This window comes from Amycolatopsis sp. NPDC049253, assembly GCF_040678995.1.
GTDB lineage: Bacteria > Actinomycetota > Actinomycetes > Mycobacteriales > Pseudonocardiaceae > Amycolatopsis.
The window spans coordinates 132,053-157,731 of sequence record NZ_JBFAQX010000009.1 but is presented as its reverse complement, the minus strand read 5'-3'; the positions used below and the strand labels follow the sequence as shown (position 1 = coordinate 157,731).

The 25,679-nt window shown below is 70.8% G+C and carries 23 protein-coding genes; 12 read left to right on the top strand and 11 right to left on the bottom strand.

Annotation, left to right across the window (positions count from 1 at the left end; all coding sequences use genetic code 11):
• Position 1: 1 nt before the first annotated feature.
• A complete protein-coding gene (locus AB0K15_RS22175) occupies positions 2–1,714 on the bottom strand; it encodes a serine/threonine-protein kinase (protein WP_364053856.1) in 1,713 nt (570 codons plus the stop codon).
• Positions 1,715–1,923: 209 nt separating this feature from the next.
• Between AB0K15_RS22175 and AB0K15_RS22170 the strand changes: the two genes are divergently transcribed.
• Genes AB0K15_RS22170 through meaB form a run of 3 tightly spaced genes read left to right on the top strand, consistent with a single transcriptional unit; the run spans position 1,924 to position 6,953 of the window.
• A complete protein-coding gene (locus AB0K15_RS22170) occupies positions 1,924–3,789 on the top strand; it encodes a methylmalonyl-CoA mutase subunit beta (RefSeq protein ID WP_364053365.1) in 1,866 nt (621 codons plus the stop codon).
• Positions 3,786–5,954, top strand: coding sequence for a methylmalonyl-CoA mutase (scpA, locus tag AB0K15_RS22165; RefSeq protein ID WP_364053362.1), 2,169 nt, complete (start codon positions 3,786–3,788; stop codon positions 5,952–5,954). The genes AB0K15_RS22170 and scpA overlap by 4 nt, the downstream gene beginning before the upstream one ends.
• Positions 5,955–5,957: 3 nt before the next feature.
• Positions 5,958–6,953 (top strand): methylmalonyl Co-A mutase-associated GTPase MeaB, encoded by a 996-nt coding sequence (meaB, locus tag AB0K15_RS22160; protein ID WP_364053359.1) that lies wholly within the window; start codon positions 5,958–5,960, stop codon positions 6,951–6,953.
• Between the two features lie 229 nt (positions 6,954–7,182).
• Here the strand turns inward: meaB and AB0K15_RS22155 are convergent, their stop codons facing one another.
• Entirely contained in the window at positions 7,183–7,767 is a 585-nt protein-coding gene (locus AB0K15_RS22155; RefSeq protein ID WP_364053356.1) for a CGNR zinc finger domain-containing protein, read from the bottom strand.
• A 119-nt stretch (positions 7,768–7,886) separates the two neighbouring features.
• On the opposite strand from AB0K15_RS22155, the gene AB0K15_RS22150 reads away from it, so the two are divergent.
• The 3 genes from AB0K15_RS22150 to AB0K15_RS22140 all read left to right on the top strand — a co-directional run bounded on the left by AB0K15_RS22150 (position 7,887) and on the right by AB0K15_RS22140 (position 11,121).
• The gene (locus tag AB0K15_RS22150; protein WP_364053353.1) at positions 7,887–8,858 is read left to right on the top strand and encodes a zinc-dependent alcohol dehydrogenase family protein; all 972 of its coding nucleotides are present in this window, start codon (positions 7,887–7,889) and stop codon (positions 8,856–8,858) included.
• Between the two features lie 452 nt (positions 8,859–9,310).
• A complete protein-coding gene (locus AB0K15_RS22145) occupies positions 9,311–9,625 on the top strand; it encodes an LPXTG cell wall anchor domain-containing protein (protein WP_364053350.1) in 315 nt (104 codons plus the stop codon).
• Positions 9,626–9,819: 194 nt separating this feature from the next.
• Positions 9,820–11,121, top strand: a complete 1,302-nt coding sequence (locus tag AB0K15_RS22140; RefSeq protein WP_364053347.1) for an amidohydrolase — start codon at positions 9,820–9,822, stop codon at positions 11,119–11,121.
• A 396-nt stretch (positions 11,122–11,517) separates the two neighbouring features.
• Here AB0K15_RS22140 and AB0K15_RS22135 read toward each other — a convergent pair whose 3' ends face one another.
• Positions 11,518–11,970 (bottom strand): gamma-glutamylcyclotransferase, encoded by a 453-nt coding sequence (locus AB0K15_RS22135; protein WP_285970451.1) that lies wholly within the window; start codon positions 11,968–11,970, stop codon positions 11,518–11,520.
• Between the two features lie 130 nt (positions 11,971–12,100).
• On the opposite strand from AB0K15_RS22135, the gene AB0K15_RS22130 reads away from it, so the two are divergent.
• The 5 genes from AB0K15_RS22130 to AB0K15_RS22110 all read left to right on the top strand — a co-directional run bounded on the left by AB0K15_RS22130 (position 12,101) and on the right by AB0K15_RS22110 (position 16,538).
• Positions 12,101–13,504, top strand: a complete 1,404-nt coding sequence (locus tag AB0K15_RS22130; protein WP_364053344.1) for an NAD(P)H-quinone dehydrogenase — start codon at positions 12,101–12,103, stop codon at positions 13,502–13,504.
• A 98-nt stretch (positions 13,505–13,602) separates the two neighbouring features.
• The gene (locus AB0K15_RS22125; RefSeq protein ID WP_364053853.1) at positions 13,603–14,070 is read left to right on the top strand and encodes a hypothetical protein; all 468 of its coding nucleotides are present in this window, start codon (positions 13,603–13,605) and stop codon (positions 14,068–14,070) included.
• A gap of 232 nt (positions 14,071–14,302) precedes the next feature.
• Positions 14,303–14,941, top strand: coding sequence for a hypothetical protein (locus tag AB0K15_RS22120; protein WP_364053341.1), 639 nt, complete (start codon positions 14,303–14,305; stop codon positions 14,939–14,941).
• A gap of 100 nt (positions 14,942–15,041) precedes the next feature.
• Positions 15,042–15,644 (top strand): class F sortase, encoded by a 603-nt coding sequence (locus tag AB0K15_RS22115; protein ID WP_364053338.1) that lies wholly within the window; start codon positions 15,042–15,044, stop codon positions 15,642–15,644.
• A 99-nt stretch (positions 15,645–15,743) separates the two neighbouring features.
• Positions 15,744–16,538, top strand: a complete 795-nt coding sequence (locus AB0K15_RS22110) for a VOC family protein (protein WP_364053335.1) — start codon at positions 15,744–15,746, stop codon at positions 16,536–16,538.
• 88 nt (positions 16,539–16,626) lie between these two features.
• Here AB0K15_RS22110 and glpK read toward each other — a convergent pair whose 3' ends face one another.
• Positions 16,627–18,132: a glycerol kinase GlpK gene (gene glpK / locus AB0K15_RS22105; RefSeq protein WP_364053332.1), complete on the bottom strand. Its 1,506-nt coding sequence runs from the start codon at positions 18,130–18,132 to the stop codon at positions 16,627–16,629.
• A gap of 49 nt (positions 18,133–18,181) precedes the next feature.
• Positions 18,182–19,132, bottom strand: coding sequence for an MIP/aquaporin family protein (locus AB0K15_RS22100; protein ID WP_364053850.1), 951 nt, complete (start codon positions 19,130–19,132; stop codon positions 18,182–18,184).
• Between the two features lie 154 nt (positions 19,133–19,286).
• Between AB0K15_RS22100 and AB0K15_RS22095 the strand changes: the two genes are divergently transcribed.
• Positions 19,287–20,999: a glycerol-3-phosphate dehydrogenase/oxidase gene (locus AB0K15_RS22095; protein ID WP_364053329.1), complete on the top strand. Its 1,713-nt coding sequence runs from the start codon at positions 19,287–19,289 to the stop codon at positions 20,997–20,999.
• 115 nt (positions 21,000–21,114) lie between these two features.
• Here the strand turns inward: AB0K15_RS22095 and AB0K15_RS22090 are convergent, their stop codons facing one another.
• The 6 genes from AB0K15_RS22090 to AB0K15_RS22065 all read right to left on the bottom strand — a co-directional run bounded on the left by AB0K15_RS22090 (position 21,115) and on the right by AB0K15_RS22065 (position 25,625).
• Positions 21,115–21,645, bottom strand: coding sequence for a GNAT family N-acetyltransferase (locus AB0K15_RS22090; protein WP_364053326.1), 531 nt, complete (start codon positions 21,643–21,645; stop codon positions 21,115–21,117).
• A gap of 27 nt (positions 21,646–21,672) precedes the next feature.
• On the bottom strand, positions 21,673–22,665 hold the full coding sequence (locus tag AB0K15_RS22085) for a hypothetical protein (protein ID WP_364053323.1): 993 nt from the start codon (positions 22,663–22,665) through the stop codon (positions 21,673–21,675).
• A gap of 71 nt (positions 22,666–22,736) precedes the next feature.
• Positions 22,737–23,354: a response regulator transcription factor gene (locus AB0K15_RS22080; protein ID WP_364053320.1), complete on the bottom strand. Its 618-nt coding sequence runs from the start codon at positions 23,352–23,354 to the stop codon at positions 22,737–22,739.
• Entirely contained in the window at positions 23,351–24,577 is a 1,227-nt protein-coding gene (locus AB0K15_RS22075; RefSeq protein WP_364053317.1) for a sensor histidine kinase, read from the bottom strand. The genes AB0K15_RS22080 and AB0K15_RS22075 overlap by 4 nt, the downstream gene beginning before the upstream one ends.
• A 72-nt stretch (positions 24,578–24,649) precedes the next feature.
• Complete coding sequence (locus AB0K15_RS22070; RefSeq protein WP_364053314.1) at positions 24,650–25,045, bottom strand: DUF1707 domain-containing protein; 396 nt, start codon at positions 25,043–25,045, stop codon at positions 24,650–24,652.
• Positions 25,046–25,055: 10 nt separating this feature from the next.
• Positions 25,056–25,625: a DUF1707 domain-containing protein gene (locus AB0K15_RS22065; protein ID WP_364053311.1), complete on the bottom strand. Its 570-nt coding sequence runs from the start codon at positions 25,623–25,625 to the stop codon at positions 25,056–25,058.
• Positions 25,626–25,679 lie beyond the last annotated feature (54 nt).

The window sequence follows — 25,679 nt, the reverse complement described above, 5'->3', positions numbered from 1 at the left end:
GCTACTGGTCGCCCGGGAACGACAGCGTCTGCTTGATCCGGTCCCACGTCGCGGCGCCGTCGGGCTCGATCTCCGGCGGCACGGTGAGCGAGACGGCCCACAGCGACTCGCCCGAGGTCTTCAGCAAGGCGAAGGTCGTGCGGGTGATCGAGGAGTCGGCGCCGCGCCGCCCGGAATCACCGTGTTCCACGGTGCGGTAGATCATCTCGGTCCCGGCGTCGGTCTGCGCGGGGACCTTGGCGAAGGCGAACCCGCCCGGGTCGCTGCCGGCCCGCAGGCTCAGTTCGTAGTTCGAGACGTCGTGTTTCTTGAGGAAGTTCGGGAAGCGTTCGATGCGCAGCGACTGGTGCCCGTCCGGCGACACGTACTGCACGACCGTGGACGCGCCGACGATGGTCGAGGACCGCGCGGCGATGAAGCGCTGCCAGCCTTCCGGCACCGAGACGACGTACTCGGTTTCGCGCGTGGCGTTGGCCGTTTCGCTCGCGTTACCGCGCTGCTCCACCAGCTTCAGGTCCTGTGGCGGCGCCGTCGTGCCCGGTGCACCGGCGGAGGCCGCGCTGCCGGTGGGCGGGATCAGCGACTGCCCGCTGATCAGCCGCGCCAGCGCGAACCCGCCGACGCCGGCGATGAGGAACAGCACCACCGCCGCGACGGCCAGCAACGCCGACGCCCGCGGGCTGCGTCGCCGCGAAGCGGAAGCAACCGGAACAGCGACAGCAGGAGCCGGAGCCACGCCCTGCCGCAGGAACGGCAACGGACCCGGGTCCGCCGCGAGCGCGCCACTGGCCTCCGACTTCTTGTCGGTCGGCGCCACCGTCTCCAGCACCTGCGTGTCGGTCGCGTCGAGCTGCGCCGAGGTCTTCTTGCCGTCGGGCGTGCGGAACAGCTCCGGTCCGAACAGGTCCAGCGCCGTCTTGCCCTGCAACGGGTACAGCCGGTGGCGCACCTCGCGCAGCGAGATCCGCTTCTCCGGCTCCTTTTTCATCAACGCGGCGATCACGTCGGCCAGCGGGCCCGGCTTCGGCTTGGGCACCGAGCCGTTCACGACCTTGCCGACTGTCTCCAGTGGATCGCCGTCCGCGTCGTACGGCGGCGCGCCCTCCACGGCGGCGAACAGCGTCGCGCCCAGCCCCCACAGGTCGGCCGCCGGCGTGACCGCGCCGCCCGACGCGACTTCCGGCGCGATGTAGGCGGGCGAGCCGAGCATGATCCCGGTGCGCGTCATCGTGGCTTCGGAGACGTTGCGCGCGATGCCGAAGTCGGTGAGCTTGATCCGCCCGTCGCCGGCCACGAGCACGTTGCCCGGCTTGACGTCGCGGTGCGTGATGCCCGCGTCGTGCGCCGCTTCGAGCGCGGCGGCGACGGCGATGCCGACGGCGGCGGCCTGCTCCACGCTCAACGGCCCGTGGTCGCGCAGGATGTGCGCGAGGCTGCGCGAGGGCAGCAGCTCCATGACCACGAACGGTTCGTTGTTGTCGCGCGCGACGTCGTGGAGGATGATCACGTTCGGGTGGGACAGCACCGCGATCGCGCGCGCCTCGCGCAGCGTCCGCTCACGCAACTCGTCCGCCTGCGACGCCGGGACGCCCGGCGGCAGCTTCATCTCCTTGACGGCCACCGGCCGGTGCAGGAACTCGTCGTAGGCCGACCACACCGTGCCCATCGACCCCGAGCCGAGCACGGATCGCAGCCGGTAGCGCCCGGCGACCACACGGGACCGCGGCTCGGCCGCACCCGACTCTGCTGGGGTCGGCTCTTCCTTCGAGGAGGACACCCCCTGATTGTGTCGTAAGGCACCGACACTGTTCGACCCAGTGTGCAAGACCTGCCCACCCGTGTTCCGCGGATACCCCTGAACACTCTGGTGGGGCGACTAGAGTCACAGGTGCCGGCACTGGCGTGCCTCTACCATCACTGGGTATGACGAACGTGGCTGGGCCGGAGTCGGTGCCGATCTCCGAACCCGAGCTCGCGCTGGCGGCCGAGTTTCCGGCCGCCGACCGGGCCCGGTGGCAGGAACTCGTGGCGGGAGTGCTGCGCAAGAGCGGCCGCCTGCCGGAGGACTTCGCGGGGGCGCCGGAGAGCAAACTCGTCACCCACACGTACGACGGCATCGACATCCAGCCGCTGTACACGCGCGAAGACGCCGTCGGCGAGCCCGGCTACCCGGGGCTGCCGCCGTTCGTCCGCGGCGCGCGGCCCGAAGGCGTGATCGGCACCGGGTGGGACGTGCGCGTGCGCCACCTGCGAGCCGACGCCAAGGCCACCAACACCGCGATCCTCGCCGACCTCGAAGGCGGCGCCACCTCCGTATGGCTGCGCGTCGGCGGGGAAGCGCTCGCGCTCGACGCATTGGCCGACGCGCTCAACGAGGTCTACCTCGACCTCGCGCCGGTGGTCCTCGACGCCGGCGCCGAGTACGCCGCCGCTGCCGAAGCGCTGCTGGACGTGTTGGCCGAGCGTGAAATTCCGCCCAGTGAGGCCGTCGCAGTGCTCGGTGCGGACCCGATCGGCGTCGGCGCGCGCACCGGCGAAGCGCTGCCCGTCGCCCCGGCCGCCGAGCTGGCCGCGCGCGTCGTCGCGAAGTACCCGAAGGTGCGCACACTCGTGGCCGACGGCCTGCCGTTCCACGAGGCCGGTGGATCCGACGCGCAGGAGCTGGGCGCGACGATCGCCGTCGGCGTCGCGTACCTGCGGGCGCTGACCGAAGCCGGTCTGGACGTCTCCGCCGCGGCCGCGCAGCTGGAGTTCCGTCTGGCCGCCACGGCCGACCAGTTCCTCACCATCGCCAAGTTCCGCGCCGCCCGCCGGCTGTGGGACCGCGTGCTCGAAGTTTCGGGCGCGCCCGCCGGAGCGCGTGGTATGCACCAGCACGCCGTGACCTCGCCCGCGATGCTGACCCAGCGCGACCCGTGGGTGAACATGCTGCGCACCACCGTCGCGTGCTTCGCCGCGGGCGTCGGCGGTGCGGACGCCGTGACCGTGCTCCCGTTCGACTCCGCGATCGGCCTGCCCGACGCGTTTTCCGCGCGCATCGCCCGCAACACCAACGCGGTGCTGCTGGAGGAGTCGAAGCTGGGCAGCGTGATCGACCCGGCCGGCGGCTCCTGGTACGTCGAGCAGCTCACCGACGAGCTGGCGAAAGCCGCGTGGGCCGAGTTCACCGCGATCGAGGGCGCGGGCGGCGTCGAGGCCGAGCTGGCGTCGGGCGCGCTGGCCGCGCGGCTGGCCGCGACGTGGGACAAGCGCGCGAAGCGCCTGGCCACGCGCCGTGACCCGATCACGGGCGTGAGCGAGTTTCCGAACCTGGCGGAGAAACCCGTGAGCCGCGCCGCTTTGCCGTCCACTTCGGACGGTGGCCTGCCGCGCCACCGCTACGCCGAAGCGTTCGAAAAGCTGCGCGACGCGTCGGACAAGTACCTGGCCGAGCACGGCGAACGGCCGAAGGTCTTCCTGGCCACGCTCGGTCCCGTTGCCGCGCACACCACGCGCGCCGGCTTCGCCGCGAACCTGTTCCAGGCCGGTGGCCTCGAGGCCGTGAACCCGGGCGCGACCGACGATCTGCCCGCCGCGTTCCGGGAAAGCGGTGCGCGCGTCGCGTGCCTCTGCGGCACCGACGCCGCGTACGAGGAGCAGGCGGCCGACGTCGCCGCGTCGCTCGGCGCCGAGACGGTGCTGCTCGCCGGCAAGGCGAGTTACCCCGGAGTGAGCGGCAACGTCTTCGCCGGCTGCGACGCGCTCGAAGTCCTGACCGGCATCCACGTCAAGCTGGGAGTGTCCGCATGAGCATCCCGAACTTCGCCGATGTGCCGCTCGGCACCCCCGAGCCGGGAGATCGCGCCGCGTGGGCGCAGGCCGTGCAGGAGGCCACCGGCAAGGGCCCCGACGCGCTGGCCTGGGAGACGCCCGAGGGCATCGGCGTGAAGCCGGTGTACACGGCCGACGATCTGTCCGATGTGGACTTCCTGGGCACGTACCCTGGCATCGCGCCGTTCCTGCGCGGGCCCTACCCCACGATGTACGTGAACCAGCCGTGGACGATCCGCCAGTACGCCGGGTTCTCCACCGCGCAGGAGTCCAACGCCTTCTACCGCCGCAACCTCGCGGCCGGGCAGAAGGGCCTGTCGGTCGCGTTCGACCTGGCCACCCACCGCGGCTACGACTCCGACCACCCGCGGGTGTCGGGTGACGTCGGCATGGCGGGCGTGGCGATCGACTCGATCTACGACATGCGCCAGCTCTTCGACGGCATCCCGCTCGACAAGATGAGCGTGTCGATGACGATGAACGGCGCCGTGCTGCCGGTGCTCGCGCTCTACGTGGTCGCGGCGGAGGAACAGGGGGTGAAGCCGGAGCAGCTCGCGGGGACGATCCAGAACGACATCCTCAAGGAGTTCATGGTCCGCAACACCTACATCTACCCGCCGCAGCCCTCGATGCGGATCATCTCCGACATCTTCGCGTTCACCTCGCAGAACATGCCGAAGTACAACTCGATCTCGATCTCCGGCTACCACATGCAGGAGGCGGGGGCGACCGCCGACCTGGAGCTGGCGTACACGCTGGCCGACGGCGTCGAGTACATCCGCGCCGGCGTCGACGCGGGGCTGGACGTGGACAAGTTCGCACCGCGGCTGTCGTTCTTCTGGGCGATCGGCATGAACTTCTTCATGGAGGTCGCGAAGCTGCGGGCGGCGCGGCTGCTGTGGGCGAAGCTGGTGAAGCAGTTCGATCCCCGGAGCGAGAAGTCGCTTTCGCTGCGCACGCACTCGCAGACGTCGGGCTGGTCGCTGACCGCGCAGGACGTGTACAACAACGTCGCGCGCACCTGCGTCGAGGCGATGGCCGCGACCCAAGGCCACACGCAGTCGCTGCACACCAACGCGCTCGACGAGGCGCTCGCGCTGCCCACCGACTTCTCCGCGCGCATCGCCCGCAACACGCAGCTGCTGCTGCAGCAGGAGTCGGGCACCACGCGCGTGATCGACCCGTGGGGCGGCAGCGCGTTCGTCGAGAAGCTGACCTACGACCTCGCGCGCAAGGCGTGGGGCCACATCACGGAGGTCGAGAGCGCGGGCGGCATGGCGCGCGCGATCGACGAGGGCATCCCGAAGCTGCGCATCGAGGAGGCTGCCGCGCGCACGCAGGCGCGCATCGACTCCGGCCGCCAGCCCGTGATCGGCGTGAACAAGTACCAGGTCACCGACGACGAGCAGATCGACGTGCTCAAGGTCGACAACGCCGGCGTGCGCACGCAGCAGCTGGAGAAGCTGCGGCGGTTGCGCGCCGAGCGGGACTCGCAGGCCACCGAGGACGCGTTGCGGCGGCTGACCGAGGGGGCGGGCAACGGCGGCAACCTGCTCGCGCTGGCCATCGACGCGGCGCTCGCGAAGGCCACCGTCGGCGAGATCTCCGACGCGCTGGAGAAGATCTGGGGCCGCCACTCCGGACAGATCCGCACGATCTCCGGCGTGTACCGGGAAGAGGTGGGGAAGTCGGACAACGTCGAGAAGGCGCGCTCGCTGGTCGAGAAGTTCGCCGAGGACGAGGGGCGCCGGCCGCGTATCCTGATCGCGAAGATGGGGCAGGACGGCCACGACCGCGGCCAGAAGGTGATCGCCACCGGCTTCGCCGACCTGGGCTTCGACGTCGACGTCGGCCCGCTGTTCTCCACGCCCGGCGAGGTGGCGCGGCAGGCGTCGGAGGCCGACGTGCACGTGATCGGCGTGTCCTCGCTGGCCGCCGGGCACCTGTCGCTCGTGCCGGCGCTGCGCCACGAGCTGGCCGAGCTCGGGCGGTCGGACATCATGGTCGTCGTGGGTGGTGTCATCCCGCCGCAGGACTACGACGAGCTGCGCGCCGCCGGTGCCGCCGCCATCTTCGGGCCGGGCACGGTCATCGCCGACGCGGCGATCGGCCTGCTGGAGCAGCTCGCGCACCAGGAGTCCTGAGCCTTGCCGCGCAGGATCGACGTCGCCGCGTACGCGAAGGGTGTGCTCGCGGGCGACCGTGGCACCCTGTCCAAGGCGATCACGCTGGTCGAGTCGCACCGGGCGGACCACCGGGCGCAGGCGCAGGAGCTGCTCGTGGAGCTGCTGCCGCACGCCGGGGGCGCCCAGCGGGTCGGCATCACAGGCGTGCCCGGTGTCGGTAAGTCGACTTTCATCGACCAGCTGGGCACGGACCTCACGGCGGCCGGTCACCGCGTCGCCGTGCTTGCCGTGGACCCGTCCTCCACCCGCACGGGCGGCTCGATCCTCGGCGACAAGACGCGCATGTCGCGGCTCGCCGTGGACCCCCGCGCCTTCATCCGGCCGTCTCCGACGTCGGGGACTCTGGGCGGCGTCGCGCGGGCCACCCGCGAGACGATCGTGCTGATGGAGGCCGCGGGCTTCGACGTGGTGCTGGTGGAGACCGTCGGCGTCGGGCAGTCCGAGGTCGCGGTGGCCAACATGGTCGACTCCTTCCTGTTCCTGACGTTGGCCCGCACGGGCGACCAGCTGCAGGGCATCAAGAAGGGCGTGCTCGAACTGGCCGACGTCATCGCCGTGAACAAGGCCGACGGCCCGCACGCCCGCGACGCCGCCCGCGCCGCGCGCGAGCTCTCGGGCGCCTTGCGCATGATCTACGGCAAGGACGCGCCGTGGACGCCGCCCGTGCTGACCTGCAGCGCCCTGGAGGGCTCCGGCCTGGACGAGGTCTGGGAAACCATCGGCCGCCACCGCACGCTGATGCAGGAGTCGGGCGAGCTTTCCGGCCGCCGCCGCCAGCAGCAGGTGGACTGGACGTGGTCCATGGTCCGCGAACAGCTGCTGGACCGGCTGACCTCGCACCCGTCGGTGCGGGCGCAGGTCGCGGACGTCGAACGGGCGGTCCGCGAGGGTGAGCTCACGGCGACTCTGGCGGCGGAGCGGATCTTGACGGCGTTCGCGGAGCCGACGGACGGCTGAACCGCCTTCCTCTTCGGGTGGCCGCCACCTGGCGTTGCCGGCCGCCCGGCAGCCATCCCGCGGGCGGGGTAGGTGTCGCCCAGCGGCGGGCCGCCGCGGCCGACCGGGGGTGTGCACGAGCACGACGTCACGAGCACGACGTCACCGGCCCGGGGCCAGGGGATCGCGGGGTGTCGAATGGCCCGTCGGCCGGGACTCCGGTGGGGTGGGGTCCGGTCCGGTAGGGCCGTCAGTCGGCGTTGCGGAGGCGCTGCCGGTACTCGCGCATGCGCTGGGGGGTGCCGCACGTGTCCAGGTTGTGCCACACCTTGCTGTTGTTCTTGGACAGGTCGTAGAACGCGGTGCGGCAGAGGGGCTCGCGGCACAGCTTCAGGCGGCGCAGGGTGTCGTCCCGGTGGGCCAGGACCAGCTCGGCGCCGACCGCGGACTCCAGCCAGTGCCCGTCGGTGCCGGTGGGGACCAGCTCGGCTCGTGCGCCGGCGATCGCCGCGTCGACCGGGACGCGCAGGCTCACCGGATCGGCTTCGTCGTCCCGCAGCAGGATCGCTCGCACAGTGGTCCGCAGCCGGCGCAGGTCCTCCAGTCCCGATCGGCTCAGCTTGATCCGTGGCTCCGGTCCACCGTGGACGGTGGTCCATTCGCGCGTCAGAGCGTCCAGCCACGGCTGGGCCGTGGCGAGATCGTGCAGCGGGTCGTAGTCCTCCGGCGTGCGGGCCGACGAGTTCGCCAGCGTCTGCGTGATGCGCAGATCCGGCGGGGCGAGCTGCGCGCCGTACCGGTCGTTCACGTCGTGCCACGTCGGCTCGTTCGTCATCCCGCTCACCTCCTCGGCCCGACGGCCAGCATACGATCACTGGACAGTTACAACCATACTGATTATGGTCGTAACAAGATCGAGTGCTGAAAACCCGCCGAACCCCACTGGAGCATGTTGTGAAAGCTGTGCAGGCCGTCGCCGCGGGCGACGCGCGTGAGGTCCTCCGCGTCACCGACCTCGAACCGCCGGCCGGCCCTTCGGCCGGCGAGGTTGTCGTCGATGTGGAGTACGCCCCGCTGAACAAGCACGACCTGCTGGCCATCGGCGGCTACCTGCCGGTGCCGTCCCCGCCGTGGGTTCCCGGCAATGAAGGAACCGGCATCGTGTCCGCCGTGGGGGAGGGGGTGACCGACGTCGGGGTCGGCGACCGGGTGGCGTTGCCGCTCATGCGCGGCACCTGGCGCGAACAGCTGGCGGTCCCGGCCGACGGCATGTTCCCGTTGCCGGCGGCGGACCCGCGGCAGCTGGCGATGATCGGCAGCAACCCGCCCACCGCGGTCCTCGCCTTGACCGAGTTCGTCGACGTCCGGCCCGGCTCGTTCGTCGTGCAGAACGCCGGCAACTCAGGGGTCGGTCGCTCGATGATCGCCGTCGCGCACGCGCGTGGCCTGCGCACGGTCAGCTTCGCGCGCAACGAGGCGACCTTCGCCGAACTGACCGCGGCCGGCGCTGACCTCGTTCTGCCAGATCGGCCGGAATCCGTGGACGCCGCGCGGAAGTTCATCGGCGACGCACCGGTTCGCGTCGCGATCGACGCCGTGGGCGGGCCCTCCACCGAGAACCTGACCGCGCTGCTGACCGACGGCGGTGCGCTGGTCGCGTACTCCGCCGAGTCCGGCTCGGCGTTGTCGGTGCCGTATGCCCACCTGACCGGAAAGCACCTGACGGCCCGCGGGTTCTTCGCCGGCGAGTGGGACTACGCCACCAAGGTGGCGCCCGCCATCCGCGAAGTTGCCCCGCTGATCGCCGCCGGGAAACTGACCGTTCCGGTAGCCGGGGTCTACCCCTTGGACGAGATCGGCGCCGCTCTGGACCACCTGCACCGCGGTACCGGAAAGATCCTGCTCGCGGTGAAGGCGGCCGGCTGAAGACGCGTCCGGGGCGGCCGTGATCCATGCCGTGCGGGATCGTGGCGAGACGTGCCGGCGTCGCCGGTTCCGGCCGTCCCCGCCCCCGGTGCCTCGGCCCCGACCTTGAAAAACGGCCAAAACGGAACCTGGGGGACAACTCCGCCGGCCGCACGCACCGTGTGGATGAATGCCGAACCACCGCCAACCCCCGTTAGAGCCGGCGAAGCGAAGAAAAGCCCACCGGACCCACCCTCGGTGGGCCACCGGCCCCGTTCGGCTGACGAACGGCCCCTCGAAGTGACTTTGGTCTGACCTCACGACCGCTCCACGATCCGTGACGACCGGTCACCGTGTGGAGATGCGGTCGGCGGGCGGTGGCGCGGGCCGAGCGGAGCGGCTCCACCGCGTGGCGGCTGACGTCCCGGCCGTTCGGCGGGCAGAATGCGACGCAGTGCCGTAGAAGGGATGTCATGGCGAAGGTGCGGGGACTGCTGCTGGTCGGCCTGCTGGGCGCGTTGTTCTACTGCGCGGCTCCGGCGCAGGCGGCCGTCGTCGAGGCGCCGGCCCAGGCCGGCGTCCAGGTCCAGGCGCAGACCGCGGCACCTGCGGAAGCGCTGCTCCCGGCCCCGCAGCAAGCGGCGCCGGGTCCGGTGCTGGACCCGACGCAGACCGACAAGGCCAACGCGCAGAAGACGCGGAACAAGCTGATCGCGGGCGGCATCGCCATCGTGCTGCTCGCCATCGTGTTCTTCGGGCGCCGGAAGCGGAAGAAGGGCAACGGCTGAATCGGCCCGGTTCACCCTGACCGAATTCCGTCGGGCCGTTCAACGCAGATCCGGTACCGGCCGTCTCGGGTCCCCGGTCGCGGCGAGCGGCTTGCCACCTGCATGGTGCACGATCATCTGCAAATGCGTATGACAGATCGAACGGCACGGTGCGGGTCCCCAGGCACCACCCGTGTTGCGGGAGGAGGTGCGGCGTGACTGTGCTTGATTCACGTCCGGACGTTCCAGGTGATTCCGAGGGGCGCATGGCCAACCCGATCGAGGCGCCCACCGCGCTGATCACCGAAGCCGGCGTCAGCATGGCACCTGTGGAGGATCTCGGTGCGGGCCGCGGCCCGTTCTGGCTGGATGACTGGCTGCGGGCCAACGTCACCGACGTGCTCGCGTGGCGTCGGCACATCCACGCCCACCCGGAGCTGTCGCGGCACGAGTTCGCGACGACCGAGCTGGTCGTGTCGCTGCTGCGCGCCGTCGGTCTCAAGCCGTGGGTGCTGCCCGGCGGCACCGGCGTGGTGTGCGACATCGGCCAGGGCGAGCGCTGCGTCGCTCTCCGCGCCGACATGGACGCGCTGCCGCTCACGGAGGACACGGGTCTGCCCTACGCCTCCACCACGGAGGGCGCGGCCCACATGTGCGGGCACGACGCCCACACGGCCATCCTGCTGGGCGCGGCCCGTGCGCTGGCCGGCGCTCCCGAGCTGCCCGGCCGCGTGCGCCTGATCTTCCAGGCCGCCGAGGAGGTCATGCCCGGCGGCGCGCTGGACATGATCGCGGCGGGCGCGCTCGAAGGCGTCGAGCGGATCTACGGCCTGCACTGCGACCCGCGGCTGGAGGTCGGCAAGATCGGCACCCGCGTGGGCGCGCTGACCTCGGCCGCCGACCTGATCGAGCTGCGCCTCACCTCGCCCGGCGGCCACACGTCGCGGCCGCACCTCACCGCGGACCTCGTGTACGCGCTGGGCACGGTCATTACGTCGCTGCCGTCGGTGCTGTCCCGCCGGGTCGACCCGCGCTCGGGCACGGTGCTCGTGTGGGGCGCGGTGCACGCCGGCCAGGCCGCCAACGCGGTCCCGCAGGACGGCGTGCTGCGCGGCACCCTGCGCACGGCCGACCACGAGGTGTGGACGGCGCTCGAACCGCTCGTCGCGGCGTCCGTGGAGTCGCTGCTAGCGCCGACCGGCGTCGGCTTCTCGCTCGACTACCGCCGCGGCGTGCCCCCGGTCGTCTCCGACCCGGAGTCCACGGCACTGCTGCGCGCGGGCGTCGAAGCCGCTCTCGGCGAGCAAGGCCTTGCCGGCACGGAGCAGTCCTCCGGCGGCGAGGACTTCGGCTGGTACCTCGAGCACGTCCAGGGCGCTTTCGCCCGCCTCGGCGTGTGGCCCGGCCCGCCGGCCCCTCAGGCCGACATCCACCGCCCCACCTTCACCCTCGACGAGCGGGCGCTGATGGTCGGTGTCCGCACGCTGGTCCACACCGCACTGGCCGCTCTGGCCTAAGTTGTCCACAGCCTCACCCGCTTGAGTTATCCACAGCCCAGTCAAGTTGTGGATAACTCAAGCGGGTGGTTTTTGCGTGTGAGCAAAGCCCTGTGAACACCTATTTCACCCGGTCTCGTGAACCCTCATCGAGCCGCCGGGCCGCCTATTCACAGCGGGTGATCGACAGTCACCGGGGCGCTTCCGGGAAAGTGCTTGAAACGAGCGTTTTTACTTGCACCCCAGTGGATTCACGCTGCCTATAGCCACCTTTGACAACTCGCGCGACGGCCGCAAAACAAAGCGTCGCAAGCAGAAAACGTGGAGCGGTGTCAGAGCTTTACCGGCTGATGGTGAACACCGTTCATGATGCCCAGGTGGGCGCGTGAATCGGCCGAGTTGTCCACAGGGCGGTGGTCAGCCGGTGATCCCGGAGCACGGCCGGGTGCGCAGGTCATCCACATAGTCGGCGGGGGCTCCGGCGGCCTCGGCCGCGTCGGCGAGCACGCCCAGGTAGCGCGCAGACGGCAGGCCGCCCTCGTACGCGTCGAGCACGTACAGCCAGGCGAGCACCGAGCCGTCCATGGTCTGGACCCGCAGGCGGATCTTGTTGTGCATGCCGAGCTCGCCGCCTTCCCAGCGGTCGAGCCCGGCCTCGTCGAGCGAGGTCACGTCGTAGAGCACCACGAAGACCCGGGACGCCGGGTCCTCGACGATGGTGGCCAGCGCGCCTTCCCAGCCGAGGTCCTCGCCCCCGAAGGTCAGCCTCCAGCCCTCCAGCCAGCCGGTGCCGGCCATCGGTGCGTGCGGGGCGCGCTCCAGCATCTGGGCGGGCTCCATGTTCGATCCGTAAGCGGCATACAACGGCACGGGCGACAGCCTAGCGACCCGCTCCACGCGCAAGCGGATGCGCATGCCGTGTCCGGCCACTTCGCTGGTGGCGGACCCCTCCGCGTAACGTTGTGACCACCGGCCACACGCGTATCGAGGAGGACCTCAGGTGACCAGGATCGTGATCATGGGCGGGGGCCCGGCGGGTTACGAAGCCGCCTTGGTCGCCGCGCAGCACGGCGCCGACGTGACGATCGTCGAGCGTGACGGCCTGGGCGGCGCTTGTGTCCTCTACGACTGCGTTCCGTCGAAGACGTTCATCGCGTCGTCCGGCGCGCTGGCGAAGATGCACGACCTCGGTGAGCTGGGCATCAACACCGATCTGGCCGACACGAGCGTCGACCTGCCGACCGTCCACGGCCGGGTGAAGGGCCTCGCGCTCGCGCAGTCGGCCGACATCCGCGCCCGCGTGCAGCGCGAGGGCGTGCGCGTGGTCAACGGCACCGCCCGCTTCTGCGACGAAGAGCCGGGTCTGGCGACGCACAAGGTCGCCGTGACCCACGCCGACGGCACCACCGAGGCCCTGCAGGCCGACGTCGTCCTCATCTCCACCGGCGCCACCCCGCGCGTGCTGCCCGGCGCCGTGCCCGACGGCGAGCGCATCCTCGACTGGCGCCAGCTCTACGACCTCACCGAGCTGCCCGAGCACCTCGCGGTGATCGGCTCGGGTGTCACGGGCGCCGAGTTCGCCTCCGCTTACACCGAGATGGGCGTGAAGGTCACCGTCGTGTCCAGCCGCGACCGCGTGCTGCCCCACGAGGACGCCGACGCCGCCGCGGTCCTGGAAGAGGTGTTCTCCCAGCGCGGCACCACCGTCGCCAAGCACGCGCGCGCCGAGCGCGTGGAGCGCACCGAGAAGGGCGTGGAGGTGCACCTCGCCGACGGCCGCGTGATCGAGGCCAGCCACGCGCTGATGACCGTCGGGTCCATCCCGAACACCTCCGACATCGGTCTCGACCGCGTGGGCATCGAGCCCGGCCCCGGCGGGTTCATCACCGTCGACCGCGTTTCGCGCACCACCGTCCCCGGCATCTACGCGGCGGGTGACTGCACCGGCGTGCTGATGCTCGCGTCCGTGGCGAGCATGCAGGGCCGCATCGCGATGTGGCACGCGCTGGGCGAGGGCGTCGCGCCGATCAAGCTGAAGACCGTGGCCGCCAACGTCTTCACGCACCCGGAGATCGCGACCGTCGGCATCAGCCAGCACGCCATCGACTCCGGTGAGGTGCCCGCGCGCACGATCATGCTGCCGCTGGCCACCAACGCGCGCGCCAAGATGGAAGGTCTGCGCCGCGGTTTCGTGAAGCTCTTCTGCCGCCCCGCCACCGGTGTGGTGGTCGGCGGTGTGGTCGTGGCGCCGTCGGCGAGCGAGCTGATCCTGCCGATCGCGCTGGCCGTGCAGAACCAGCTGACGGTGGACCACCTGGCGCTGACGTTCTCGGTGTACCCGTCGCTGTCGGGTTCGATCACCGAGGCCGGGCGCCAGCTGATGCGCCACGACGACCTCGACTGATCTGGTTCGAAGGTTTTTCCGTTCCCGCGCAACCCCACGTGGCTCGCCGCGTCTTGTGCGGTGACAGGCTGATGACTGAGCGGGACAAGGGGCCGAGGGTGCGCAAGAGGGCGGTTTTCGTTGCGGCGGTGGCGATCGGGACGGTCGCCGTGGCGGGCCAAGCGGTGGCGGCGACCGGAGGGCCCGCGCCCGCGGCGGCGCCCGCGCCGGCCGTGACCGTGCAGCTGAACCAGGACACGGCGGCCCTGCACGGGCTGGTGAACCACTTCCAGCGCGGCGAGTCCAACGTGGCTCTCGCCGACTGCCCCGGCGCCAAGGCCGGCTCGACCACGTTCAGCTCACCCGTGCTGAAGTTCGCGAACTACGACTTCGGCCCCTTCCTCGGCGTGCACGCCACGGTCTCCGCCGACGCCGACCTCCTGTCCGGCACCGCCGCCGGTGACTACCCGCTCACGGTGGCGTGCGGCGGAAAGACCTACACCGCCACGTTCACCGTGCCGGCCGCTCAGGTCGCGACGGTTCCGGCGGGCGCCGCCAAGGCGGGCGACGGAAGCCTCGCCGAATAGCGCAGCCAGTCCCACAAAAAAGCCGCCGGAAACCATTTCCGGCGGCTTTTTCGTGCGCGCCGGCCCGAGTTCCCGACGTGCTCCAATCGTTACCCTGCCTGACAGCCCGGTGCAGGTCAGAGACGTCTTCATGGTGTCGGAGGAGCACGGCCGCGCGGCAGGGGGAACTGTACGCGCGAGGTTGCGGAATCCACTGTTCTCCGTTGCGGAAAATCAGCTGAGGGGAAATTCCATGAAACGCATTGCCGTTTTTTCGTCGATTCTCGCGGTCGGCCTGCTCAGTGCGGCGCCCGCCTTCGCGGCCGAGTCCGCCACGCCGGAGCAGCCGCCGTCGAGCACCTCGACGCCGGTCCCGTCCACGTCGGACAAGCCCACGCCGCCGACGGGCGACCACCGGCCGCCCAAGCCGTCGCTGACGGTCCTGCCGCGCGCGGCCAGAGCCGGTGACTCGGTCACGGCGCGCGTGGTGTGCCCGCCGAAGACGAGCATGAAGCTGTCTTCGCCGGTGGTCACGTTCGGGGAGCTCGAAGCCGTCGGGACCGAGCAGCCGCCCGAGACCGCGTACGTCCACCAGACGCTGGCGGACGTGAACAAGAACGCGAAGCCGGGGACCTACACCGTCACGTTCCTCTGCGGCAAGGCCGCGCTCAGGCAGAGCTTCAAGGTCCTGCCGGCCGAGGACGCCGCGGTGACCACGCCGACGGCACCGAAGCAGGTCACCAAGGTGCCGGTGGGGGCGCCGCAGACCGGTGGCACCGACGGTCCGGTCGACGACTCGTCCTCCGGGCTCGCGGTGGCCGCGGGTGCGATGGGCGTGCTCGCCGTCGGCGGCGCGGGGATGGTGCTGGCGCGGCGGCGCTCGCGCGGCTGACGAAACCCGGTCGCCGGAGGGGAGTCGTGGCCCCTCCGGCGACCGCGCTCGGTCACCTGGTTGGGTGCTCAGTGCGCCCTCGGGACCCGAAGGGGGAGACATGCTCGGAAAGACTTTCGCCGCGGTGGCTCTGGCGGCACTGGCCGTGCTCGGTGGCTGCGCCGCGCCGTCCGCGTCGTCCCCGCCACCGCCGGTGGGGCATTCCGTGACCTTGCCGGCGCCCGAGACGGCCGTGGTGCTGCCGAAGTCCAGACCGGTGTCGCTGGACATCCCGAAGATCGACGCGCACTCCACGCTCGTCCCGCTCGGGCTCAACGCCGACAACACCGTGCAGGTACCGCCGGTGAGCACACCGTTGCAGGCCGGCTGGTACGAGTACTCGCCGACGCCGGGGGAGCGCGGGCCGGCGGTGGTGCTCGGGCACGTGGACGGCAACAAGCACGAGGGGATCTTCTTCCACCTCAAGGAAATGGCGCCCGGGGACGAGGTGTCGATCAAGCGGGAAGACGGCACCACGGCGCGGTTCGAAGTGACCAAGGTGGACCAGGTGCCGAAGGACGTGTTCCCGAGCGACGCGGTGTACGGCGACACTCCCGACGCGCAGCTGCGGCTCATCACGTGCGGTGGCGCGTTCGACCGCGCGGCGCACAACTACGAGGACAACGTGATCGTCTACGCGCGGCTCGTCGCCGACGGTCACTGATCGCTGCTCGTTCGTGACGGTTCTCCGGTTTGTCGGTGGCCGGTGCAAGACTGTGGCCGCAGACACAATCCGCATCGCAACTGATCATGGGGAGTGCAGATGTTGTTCCGCGACGAACGCTGGCCCGACGGCACGCCGTGCTGGGTCGACCTGATGGTGCCCGACAGAACCGCGGCCGCGAAGTTCTACGAAAGCCTGCTGGGCTGGGATATCCAGTTCGGCGGCGCCGAAACCGGCTACTACGGCATGGCGCAGCTCGCCGGGCGTCCGGTGGCCGGCGTGGGGGAGATCCCGGCCGAGCAGGCGGGCATGCCGGCCGCGTGGACCACGTACCTGGCGGTGTCCGATGTGGACAAGTCCGTGGCCGCCATCACCGGGGCCGGCGGCCACGTCGTCGCACCGCCGATGGACGTGATGACCCAGGGCCGCATGGCGATCGCGACGGACTCGACGGGTTCGGTGTTCGGCCTCTGGCAGGCCGGTCGGCACTACGGCACGGAGGTCACGCTCGCACCGGGCGCGATCGCGTGGAACGAGAACATGTCCCGCGACTTCGCCGCCGCCAAGACCTTCTACGGCAACGTCTTCGGCTACTCGTTCAACGACATCTCCAACGACGAGTTCACCTACGCCACCCTCGACATCGACGGCCGCCCGACCGGTGGCCTCGGCCAGGCGAACGGCGACTACGAACCGGGCTGGATGACCTACTTCTGGTCCGCCGACGTCGACGCCGCCGCCGCCAGGATCCCCGAGCTGGGCGGCACCGTGACCGAGAACCCGGTGGACACGCCGTTCGGGCGGATGCTCATGGCCAAGGACAACCAGGGCGCGTCCTTCCAGCTCATGGCGCCCAACGAGCAGTCCGGCACCCAAGAGGGCTGGGGCGCCTGAGCCGAACCAGCCGTAGTGCCGTAGCCAGGAAGGCGAACGGCCCCCGTCCGAAGCCGGACGGGGGCCGTTCGCCGAAACGAAAGCGCGGTCAGTCGACCCAGTCGAACGTCTTCGTCACGGCCTTCTTCCAGTTGCGGTACTCCGACTCGCGGCGCGACTCGTCCATCGACGGGTCCCACTGCTTGTCCTGCGCCCAGTTCGTGCGGATGTCGTCCTCCGACTCCCAGAACCCGACGGCCAGCCCGGCCGCGTAGGCCGCGCCCAGCGCGGTGGTCTCGGCCACCACCGGCCGGATCACGGGCACACCGAGGATGTCGGCCTGAAACTGCATGAGCAGCTCGTTCACGACCATGCCGCCGTCGACCTTCAGCGACTTCAGCGGCACGCCGGAGTCGGCGTTCATCGCGTCGATGACCTCACGCGACTGGAACGCGGTCGCCTCGAGCACGGCCCGCGCGAGGTGGCCCTTGTTGACGAACCGCGTGAGGCCCACGATCGCGCCGCGCGCGTCCGAGCGCCAGTACGGCGCGAACAGACCGGAGAACGCCGGCACGAAGTACGCGCCACCGTTGTCCTCCACCGTGCGGGCGTGCTCCTCGATCTCCGCGGCCGAAGCGATCATGCCCAGGTTGTCGCGCAGCCACTGCACCAGCGAACCGGTGACGGCGATCGAACCCTCGAGCGCGTACACCGTGTCGTTGGAGCCGATCTTGTAGCAGACCGTGGTGAGCAGCCCGTTGTCCGACATGACTTTTTCAGTGCCGGTGTTGAGCAGCACGAAGTTGCCGGTGCCGTAGGTGTTCTTGGCCTCGCCGGGCGAGAGGCAGGCCTGCCCGAACGTCGCGGCCTGCTGGTCGCCGAGGATCCCGGCGATCGGCACACCCGCGAGCGCGCCCTTTTCGCGAACCTTGCCGTACTCCTCCGACGACGAGCGGATCTCCGGCAGCATCGAGAGCGGAATGCCCATCTCCGCGGCGATGTCCGCGTCCCACTGCAGCGTGTCGAGGTCCATCAACAGCGTGCGAGACGCGTTGGTCGGGTCGGTGACGTGGATGCCGCCGTCGGAGCCTCCCGTCATGTTCCACAGCACCCAGGTGTCCATGTTGCCGAAGATCAGGTCACCGGCCTCGGCTTTCGCGCGGGCGCCCTCGACGTTGTCGAGGATCCACTTGACCTTCGGGCCGGAGAAGTACGTCGCGAGCGGGAGGCCGACCTTCTGGCGATAGCGCTCCTGGCCACCGCCCAGCGCGCCGAGCTCGCCGACGATCTTGTCCGTGCGCGTGTCCTGCCAGACGATCGCGTTGTACACCGGTTTGCCCGTGGTCCGGTCCCACACCAGCGCCGTCTCGCGCTGGTTGGTGATGCCGACGGCGGCGATGTCCTTCGACGTCAGGTCCGCCTTGGCGAGCGCGCCCGCGGCGACGGCGCGCGTGTTCTCCCAGATCTCCTCGGCGTTGTGCTCGACCCAGCCGGCCTTCGGGAAGATCTGCTCGTGCTCGCGCTGGTCGACGGCGACCACCCGGCCGGAGTGGTCGAAGATCATGCAGCGGGTCGACGTGGTGCCTTGGTCGATCGCGGCTACGTACGAAGTCATCGTTGCTCCCTCGCTCTGGCGAGATCCGTCGGAACGGCGATCTTGCCGGTCATTCGGCGGCCGTCCGCTGGCCTTCCGCCGACTGGTCGGCAGGGACCCGTCCCGGCTCAGGCAGGAACTCACCGGGAGCCTTCTCCCGCGCCGTGAGGACCTGGCCGATGAGCAGGTCGTAGATCAGGATGCCGACCAAACCACCGACGAGTGGCCCGACGATGGGGATCCACCAGTAGTTGCTGAACCAGTCACCGTTGCCGGGGAAAGCCTTGTTCCCCCACCCTTCGAACAAGGTCAGCAGCCTCGGTCCGAAGTCACGCGCGGGGTTGATCGCGTAACCGGCGTTCGTGCCGTACGACAGCCCGATCCCCACGACTACGAAGCCGATCAGGGCCGGCCCCAGGTTGCTCTCCGGGGCGTTGTTCCGGTTGTCGATCAACGCCGCGATGATCCCGACGAGGATCGCGGTGCCGACGATCTGGTCGATCAGCGGTCCCCACACCCCGCCGCCGAAGTACTCGGCCGGGAAAGTCGCGAAGATCGAGAACGTGCCCAATGAGTCCGGTCGCGACAGCGGTGGGTTTTGCGCTGCGTTGAAGGCGTCGATGGCGTCGTGGTAGACGGCGTAGACCACCGCGGCGCCGGCCAGCGCGCCGAGTACCTGGGCGACCCAGAACGGCACCACCTTGGCCCAGGCGAACTTCCGCCGCACGGCGAAGGCCAGAGTCACCGCCGGGTTGAGGTGCGCGCCGCTGACGCCGGCTGTCATGTAGACCGCGAACATCACCGCGAAGCCCCAGCCGAACGCGATGATCAGCCAGTTGGACGCACCGAAATCGACCGATTGCCGGCCGGATCCGGGGAGACCGACCACCGCGACCGCGACCGAGCCACAGCCGAGCAGGATGATGACGGCTGTCCCGAGAAACTCGGCGAGCATTTCGCCGCCAATGTTCGAGCGTAATCGGCTCCAAGCGTTTGACCTCTGAGAGTTTTGCTCGCTCATCGCTTCCCCTCTCAATTCGACGCCTCCTTGCGTCGAGACCTACCATGCTGCTCTGCCTCGCCGGAACGGACAAGTTTCCGGCCGGGCGGAACGCTCGGTCCTCGTGCGATGCTGGGAGTGTGTACAACCGTAAGTTGCAAGGAGGGCAGGCGCTGTGACGGAAGCGAAGCTGGGACCGGCGGCGCGTGAGGAGTCCTGGCAGCGCCTCGGCAAGGAGACCTTCGACCTGGTCGTGATCGGTGGCGGGGTCGTGGGTGCCGGGACGGCACTCGACGCGGCGACGCGCGGCCTGCGCGTGGCCCTCGTAGAGGCCCGTGACCTGGCATCCGGCACGTCCAGCCGGTCGAGCAAGCTCTTCCACGGTGGTCTGCGCTACCTGGAACAGCTGGAGTTCGGGCTGGTCCGGGAAGCGCTCCACGAGCGCGAGCTGATGCTGACCAAGCTGGCCCCGCACCTGGTGAAGCCGGTGAGCTTCCTGTACCCGCTGACCCACCGCGGGTGGGAGCGGCCCTACACCGCCGCGGGTCTGTTGATGTACGACACGATGGGCGGCGCGCGGTCCGTTCCGGGGCAGAAGCACCTCACCCGCGCGGGTGCTTTGCGGATGGTTCCCGCGTTGAAAAGGTCGGCCCTGATCGGTGGCATCCGCTACTACGATGCGCAGTCCGACGACGCCCGCCACACCATGACCGTCGCCCGCACCGCCGCGCACTACGGCGCCGTGGTGCGCACGTCGACGCAGGTGGTGGGTTTCCTGCGCGAGGCCGACCGCATCTCGGGCGTGCGGGTGCGCGACGTCGAGGACGGGCGCGAGACGGAGATCCAGGCCGGCGCGGTCATCAACTGCACCGGCGTGTGGACCGACGAGCTGCAGCGCCTTTCGGGCGGGCGCGGGCGGTTCCGCGTGCGCGCGAGCAAGGGCGTGCACATCGTGGTGCCGCGCGACCGGATCGTCTCGGAGTCGGGGCTGATCCTGCGCACTGAAAAATCCGTCCTCTTCGTCATCCCGTGGCGCAACCACTGGATCGTCGGGACGACGGACACCGACTGGCACCTCGACCTGGCGCACCCGGCGGCCACGAAGCACGACATCGACTACATCCTCGACCACGTGAACACGGTGCTGGCCACGCCGCTCACGCACGATGACATCGAGGGCGTGTACGCCGGCCTTCGTCCGCTGCTGGCGGGCGAAAGCGAGGAGACGTCGAAGCTGTCCCGCGAGCACGCCGTCGCGCGCGTGGCGCCCGGGCTGGTGGCCATCGCGGGCGGCAAGTACACGACGTACCGCGTGATGGCAGCCGACGCCGTCGACGCCGCCGTGGTGGATCTGCCGGGCCGGCCACCGTCGTCCATCACGGACCAGGTGCCGCTCGTCGGTGCCGACGGTTACCACGCGCTCGTGAACCAGGCCGACCACCTGGCCGCGCAGCACGGCCTGCACCCGTACCGCGTGCGGCACCTGCTCGACCGCTACGGCTCGCTGGTCCACGAGGTGCTCGCGCTGGCCGACGGCCGTCCCGAGCTGCTCAAGCCGATCGACTCCGCGCCCGACTACCTGGGCGTCGAGGTCGTGTACGCCGCCAGCCACGAGGGCGCGCTGCACCTGGAAGACGTGCTCGCGCGGCGCACCCGCATCTCCATCGAGTACGCCCACCGCGGCGCCGACTGCGCCGACCAGGTCGCGCGCCTCGTCGGCGAGGTGCTCGGCTGGTCCGCGGAGACGATCAAGCGCGAGGTCGACGTCTACACGGCCCGTGTGCAGGCCGAACGCGAATCGCAGTCGCAGCCGACGGACGAGTCGGCGGACGCGTTGCGCGCTTCGGCGCCCGAGGCTCGGTCGGGGATCATCGAGCCGGTGAGCTGAGGTCCGTGAAGGGCACCTCGAGGGACTCGGAATTCCTCGAGATGCCCTTCACGGCGTTGCCCGGAGGGAGCCCTGGCTCGGCCGCGGCGCCCTTCGCTGAATTTTCACCGCTGGTTCAGGCCTTGCGGATCCATCGGATCAACGGCTCACCCGTCGGCGCCGGTGTCCGCTCCGGCCCCACGTAGGTGAACCCGCACTTCGCGGCGACCGAAGCCGACACGACGTTGCTCTCCTCGTGGCGGTAACTGATCTCCTGCAGCCCGAGCCCGCCGAAGCCGTAGCGCAGAGCCGCGCTCAGCGCCGTGCTCGCCACGCCCTTGCCCCGCTCAGTGGGATGCGTCCAGACGGAAGCTTCGGCCGTGTCGAACGTCAGGTCCAGGTCCCGCAACCCGACCTCCCCGAGCAGCCGCCCGGTCGTCGGCTCCGCGACCGCCCACGAGCACCGCTCGTCGCACGACCACTGCGCCGTGCGCAGCGCGATGTACTCGGTCGCTTCGTCGAGCGTTCGCAGCCGGTAGTTCAGCACGTACCGCCGGTGCTCCGGATCGGCGAACGCCTCCATCAGCGCGGCCCGGTCGTCGAGGTGCCGGTCCGCCCGCAGCTGGCGCAGGTAATACGCGCCCGCGTTGATCTCCACGGGTTCCACGCCACGAGCGTAACCAGAGTCGGGCCCTCAGCGCGCCCAGATGACGGGTGCGCCACCCTCGTCGAGCGGCCGGTTGGACACGATTCCCACGACGGTGCCGTCTTCGCCGACGGCGTGGATGTTGCCGCTGCCGTAGCCGTCGGGCAGCGGAAGCTTGCCGACGGGAGAGGTGCCTTGCCACACGAAAGGCGCTCCGGCGTTGGGGATCTCCCGGTTCGGCAGCTGGCCGCCGATCAGCCCGGAGCCGTTGAGGTCGGTGGCTTCGTCGCCGTCCGGGAGCGCCTCGGGGTGGCCGGGGCTGGTCCAGCGCAGCGCCTGGTTGGGCGTGGCGGACTCCGAGATCCCGGACCCGACGACCACGCCGTCGCGGATGGCGCTGCCGAACACCGAGGAGTAACCGTCCGGAACCGCCAGCGGCAGCACGGTCCCGTCGCGCCAGAGGTGATCGGTGAACAGCACCGTGCCGTCTTCGTCGAGGTCGACCTCGTTGGGCCAGTCGCCGGTGTGGCCGACGATGATCGGGCCCTGCCCGAAGGCGGGCCACAGCGCGACCGCGTCCTTGGCCGGGTCGCCGGCGAAGAGGCGCGCCAGCACGTCGCCGCGGTTGTTGAGCGCGGTGACCTGGGTGCTGACATAGCCGGGAACGGTCGGCAGGAGGTGGAAACCGTTGCCGTCCAGCACGAACCCGCGGGTGAGGCCGGTGTCGTAGTCGACCGCGTCGCCGAGGACCACGCCGGAGCTGTTCTCGTCGCGCACAGAGGCGAACTCGTAACCCGCCGGGAGCCCACGCACGGTGGGCTGCCCGTTGGTCCACGTCACGACCTGTGAAGTGCCGTCGATGGCGAACTCGCCGGCGAAGCCGCCGTGGCCGTCGGTGCCCGTGAGGAAGCCGGTCGCGTCCTCGTGTCCCTCGGGCAGGGGCAGCAGGGTCGCGTGCCAGGTGTCCGCGCTCGCCGGGACCGCCCCCAGGCCGGTCACGACGACAGCGGCCGCCGCGACCGCCAGTGCTTTGAGCTTCATGTGATTCCTCCCCTTTGTCGGAGAGTTCACGAAGCAGACGAACCGGACGTTGCCTGGCAAATGGGTGAAGGTCAGAGCAGCCCGCGCCGGTAAGCCTCGCCGACGGCGGCCGCGCGGTCGTTCACGCCCAGCTTGGCGTAGACGTGCAGCAAGTGGGTCTTGATGCTCGCCTCGCTGATGAACAGCTGGTTCGCCGCCGCGCGGTTGGTCGCGCCCGCCGCGACCAGGCGCAGCACGTCGAGCTCGCGGGACGTCAGCGCGCCCGGCGCAGGACGCCGAAGGGGCGCCATCAGGCGGGCGGCCACCGCGGGCGCCAGCACCGACTCGCCGCGCGCGGCGGCGCGGACGGCGTGCTGCAGGTCGGCGACGGGCGCGTCCTTGAGCAGGTAACCGGTGGCGCCCGCCTCGATGGCGGGCAGGACGTCGGCCTCGGAGTCGTACGTGGTGAGGACCAGGACGCGCACGGCGGGGTGCTCGGTGGCGAGCCGGCGGATCGCGCCGACGCCGTCGAGCTCGGGCATGCGCAGGTCCATGAGGACGACGTCGGGGTGGTGGCGCGCGACGAAGGCCAGCGCCTCGACGCCCGTGGCGGCCTCGCCGATCACCTCGATGTCGGGGCAGCCCTCGAACGCGCCGCGCAGGCCGTCGCGGACGATCGGGTGGTCGTCGGCGAGCAGCAGGCGGATCATCGGTCCGCCGGGATGGCCGGGAGCTGCACGTTGACCGCGGTGCCTTCGCCGGGTGCCGATTCGAGCGTGAACGTCCCCGCCACGCGCCGCACGCGCTGGCGCATCGCCTGCAGGCCGAAGCCGGTGCCGTCACCACGCGCCGGTGCCGCGGGGTCGAAGCCGGTGCCGTCGTCGCGGACGTCGAGCAGGACGACGTCGCCGGCGTAGGTGAGGGAGACGGCGATCCGCGAAGCGCGCGCGTGCTTTTCCGCGTTGGCCAAGGCTTCCTGCGCCACGCGGTACAGCGTCACCTCCAGCTCCGGCAGCAGCGGCACGGGTTCGCCACTCGTTTCCGCGGTCACGGCGACGCACGAAGTGTCCGTGACGCGCCGCACCAGCTCTGCCAGCGCGTCGGGCAGCCGCGAGTCCGTGAGCGGCTCGGGCCGCAGCGCCTGCACGGCGCGGCGGGCCTCTGTGAGGCTGTCCTTGGCGAGGGTGTGGACCTGGGCGAGGTGCCGCTGCCGGGACTCCGCGGACGAGGCCCGGTCCGCCGCCTGCAGCTGCGTGACGATGCCGGTGAGCCCCTGCGCGAGCGTGTCGTGGATTTCGCGCGCCATGCGCTGACGTTCGTCGTGCACGCCGGCCTCACGCGCCTGCGTGAGCAGCTGCGCGTGGAGCCCGGCGTTCTCCTCGAGCGCGGTTTCGAGCCGCGCGTTGGCCTCGGCGAGAGCCGCGTTGGCGCGCCGGCGCTTGTCGTTCTCCGCGCCGACGAACCACGCGGCGTACAGCATCGGCCCGACCACCGAGGCGACGAACACCCAGGCCGGCGTCGGCGTGTCCGTGCCCCAGATTCCCTTGGCCAGCAAGGGAACCACGGCCGTCGCGGTCACGGCGAAGATGCTCCAGCGCGCGGCGAACAGCACGAACGCGATGGGGTAGCCGACCGACGCGAACGCCGTGTACGTGGTGTCGAGCGTCGTGAGGGCGGCTGCCCCGGCCAGCAGGCCGGCGAAGAACCCGACCGCGAGCCACGGGTGCTGCTCCCGCCGCGGGAACAGCGGCACGAGCAGCAGCAGCCACGCCGCCGACAGGCCCGCGACGACGAGCGTCACCGAACCGACGTGGCCACCCGTCGCCGCCCAGATCGTGCACACGGCGAGCGCCACGATCCCGATCGCGGCGAACAGCGGCCCGGCCAGCCGTTCCCCGCGCGCGTGCACGGCACCCGGCACCACACCCATCATGGGCGCGATTCTCGCAGCTCGAAGCGCACGCCGGGGTCCACCGTTCGACGCCGGCCTCCACCGATCGGTGGATCAGCGCCGGCGCCAACCCGTGATCAGCAGGATGGCCAAGGGCAGCGCGAAGACCAGGATGAGCCGCCCGCGCGACAGCACGAACACCGCGATCGCCACCACCACCGCGATCGGCACGGCGAACCGCAGGGCGAACCGCATCAACGCGCTGTCGCCGGCAGGGCTCGGGGCGGGCACGGCCGTGGCCCCGGCCCGCGGAATCGCCAGCAGCGCGCTCGGCCGAGGTGAGGGCAGGTCGTCGAACAGGGGTTCCAAGTCGCTGACCCGCTTGGCGGCCGTGACCTTGGCCGAACGGGTGCCGTATTCGTCGACGTCCAGGCGGCCGGTGCGGACGTGCTCGGAAAGCACGTCGAGCGCGTCCTGGCGTTCCTCGTCGCTCAGCCGCATGTCGGGCACGGGGTGCGCCTTACCAGCGGTCTCGTCGGCGACGGAACTCGTCGCGCATCTCGTCACGCATCTCGCGCCGGGCTTCGCGGTGGTCGATGCGGTGTTCGCGCCGGACCCGGTCGCGATCGCCGCGGTGGTCCCAGCCGTGGCCCCACAACGCCCGGCCGACCACTGTGAGCGCGATCGGCGCCAGGATCAGCGGGAAGGCCGGCAGCGTCGAGCTCGCGATGAGCGCGATCGTCGCGATCCACACCAGTGGCACCAACGCCGCCGCCGCTCGCTGGCCACCGTTCCAGCCCTGCGGCCGGGCCACCGCCGTCTGCGGAGCAGGGGCGGGAACCGGAGGCGCAGCGGGAACAGGCGCGGGCGCGAGAGGCGCCGCACCGCCGTACACCGGGTGCGGAGCGGGCAGGTCGTCGAACAGACCCGCCAGCTCACCCCGCGTCTTGGCCGCGGTGATGCGCGCCGAGCGCTCGCCGTACTCGTCGATGTCGATCCGCCCCGCGCTCATGTGCTCACCGAGCGCATTCAGCGCGGATTCCCGTTCCTGGTCGCTGATCCGCAGTTGCGGAGACGGCACCTCTGTCACACCGATGATGGTATGCCGCCGCGGGTCCGCGGACCCACGACATTCGGCACAACT

Coding starts and splice junctions, on each gene's coding strand:
- AB0K15_RS22170 (WP_364053365.1), top strand. CDS start 1,924: ATGACGAACGTGGCTGGGCCGGAGTCGGTGCCGATCTCCGAACCCGAG.
- scpA (WP_364053362.1), top strand. CDS start 3,786: ATGAGCATCCCGAACTTCGCCGATGTGCCGCTCGGCACCCCCGAGCCG.
- AB0K15_RS22155 (WP_364053356.1), bottom strand. CDS start 7,767: ATGACGAACGAGCCGACGTGGCACGACGTGAACGACCGGTACGGCGCG.
- AB0K15_RS22145 (WP_364053350.1), top strand. CDS start 9,311: ATGGCGAAGGTGCGGGGACTGCTGCTGGTCGGCCTGCTGGGCGCGTTG.
- AB0K15_RS22120 (WP_364053341.1), top strand. CDS start 14,303: ATGAAACGCATTGCCGTTTTTTCGTCGATTCTCGCGGTCGGCCTGCTC.
- AB0K15_RS22115 (WP_364053338.1), top strand. CDS start 15,042: ATGCTCGGAAAGACTTTCGCCGCGGTGGCTCTGGCGGCACTGGCCGTG.
- AB0K15_RS22110 (WP_364053335.1), top strand. CDS start 15,744: ATGTTGTTCCGCGACGAACGCTGGCCCGACGGCACGCCGTGCTGGGTC.
- glpK (WP_364053332.1), bottom strand. CDS start 18,132: ATGACTTCGTACGTAGCCGCGATCGACCAAGGCACCACGTCGACCCGC.
- AB0K15_RS22100 (WP_364053850.1), bottom strand. CDS start 19,132: ATGAGCGAGCAAAACTCTCAGAGGTCAAACGCTTGGAGCCGATTACGC.
- AB0K15_RS22085 (WP_364053323.1), bottom strand. CDS start 22,665: ATGAAGCTCAAAGCACTGGCGGTCGCGGCGGCCGCTGTCGTCGTGACC.
- AB0K15_RS22080 (WP_364053320.1), bottom strand. CDS start 23,354: ATGATCCGCCTGCTGCTCGCCGACGACCACCCGATCGTCCGCGACGGC.
- AB0K15_RS22075 (WP_364053317.1), bottom strand. CDS start 24,577: ATGATGGGTGTGGTGCCGGGTGCCGTGCACGCGCGCGGGGAACGGCTG.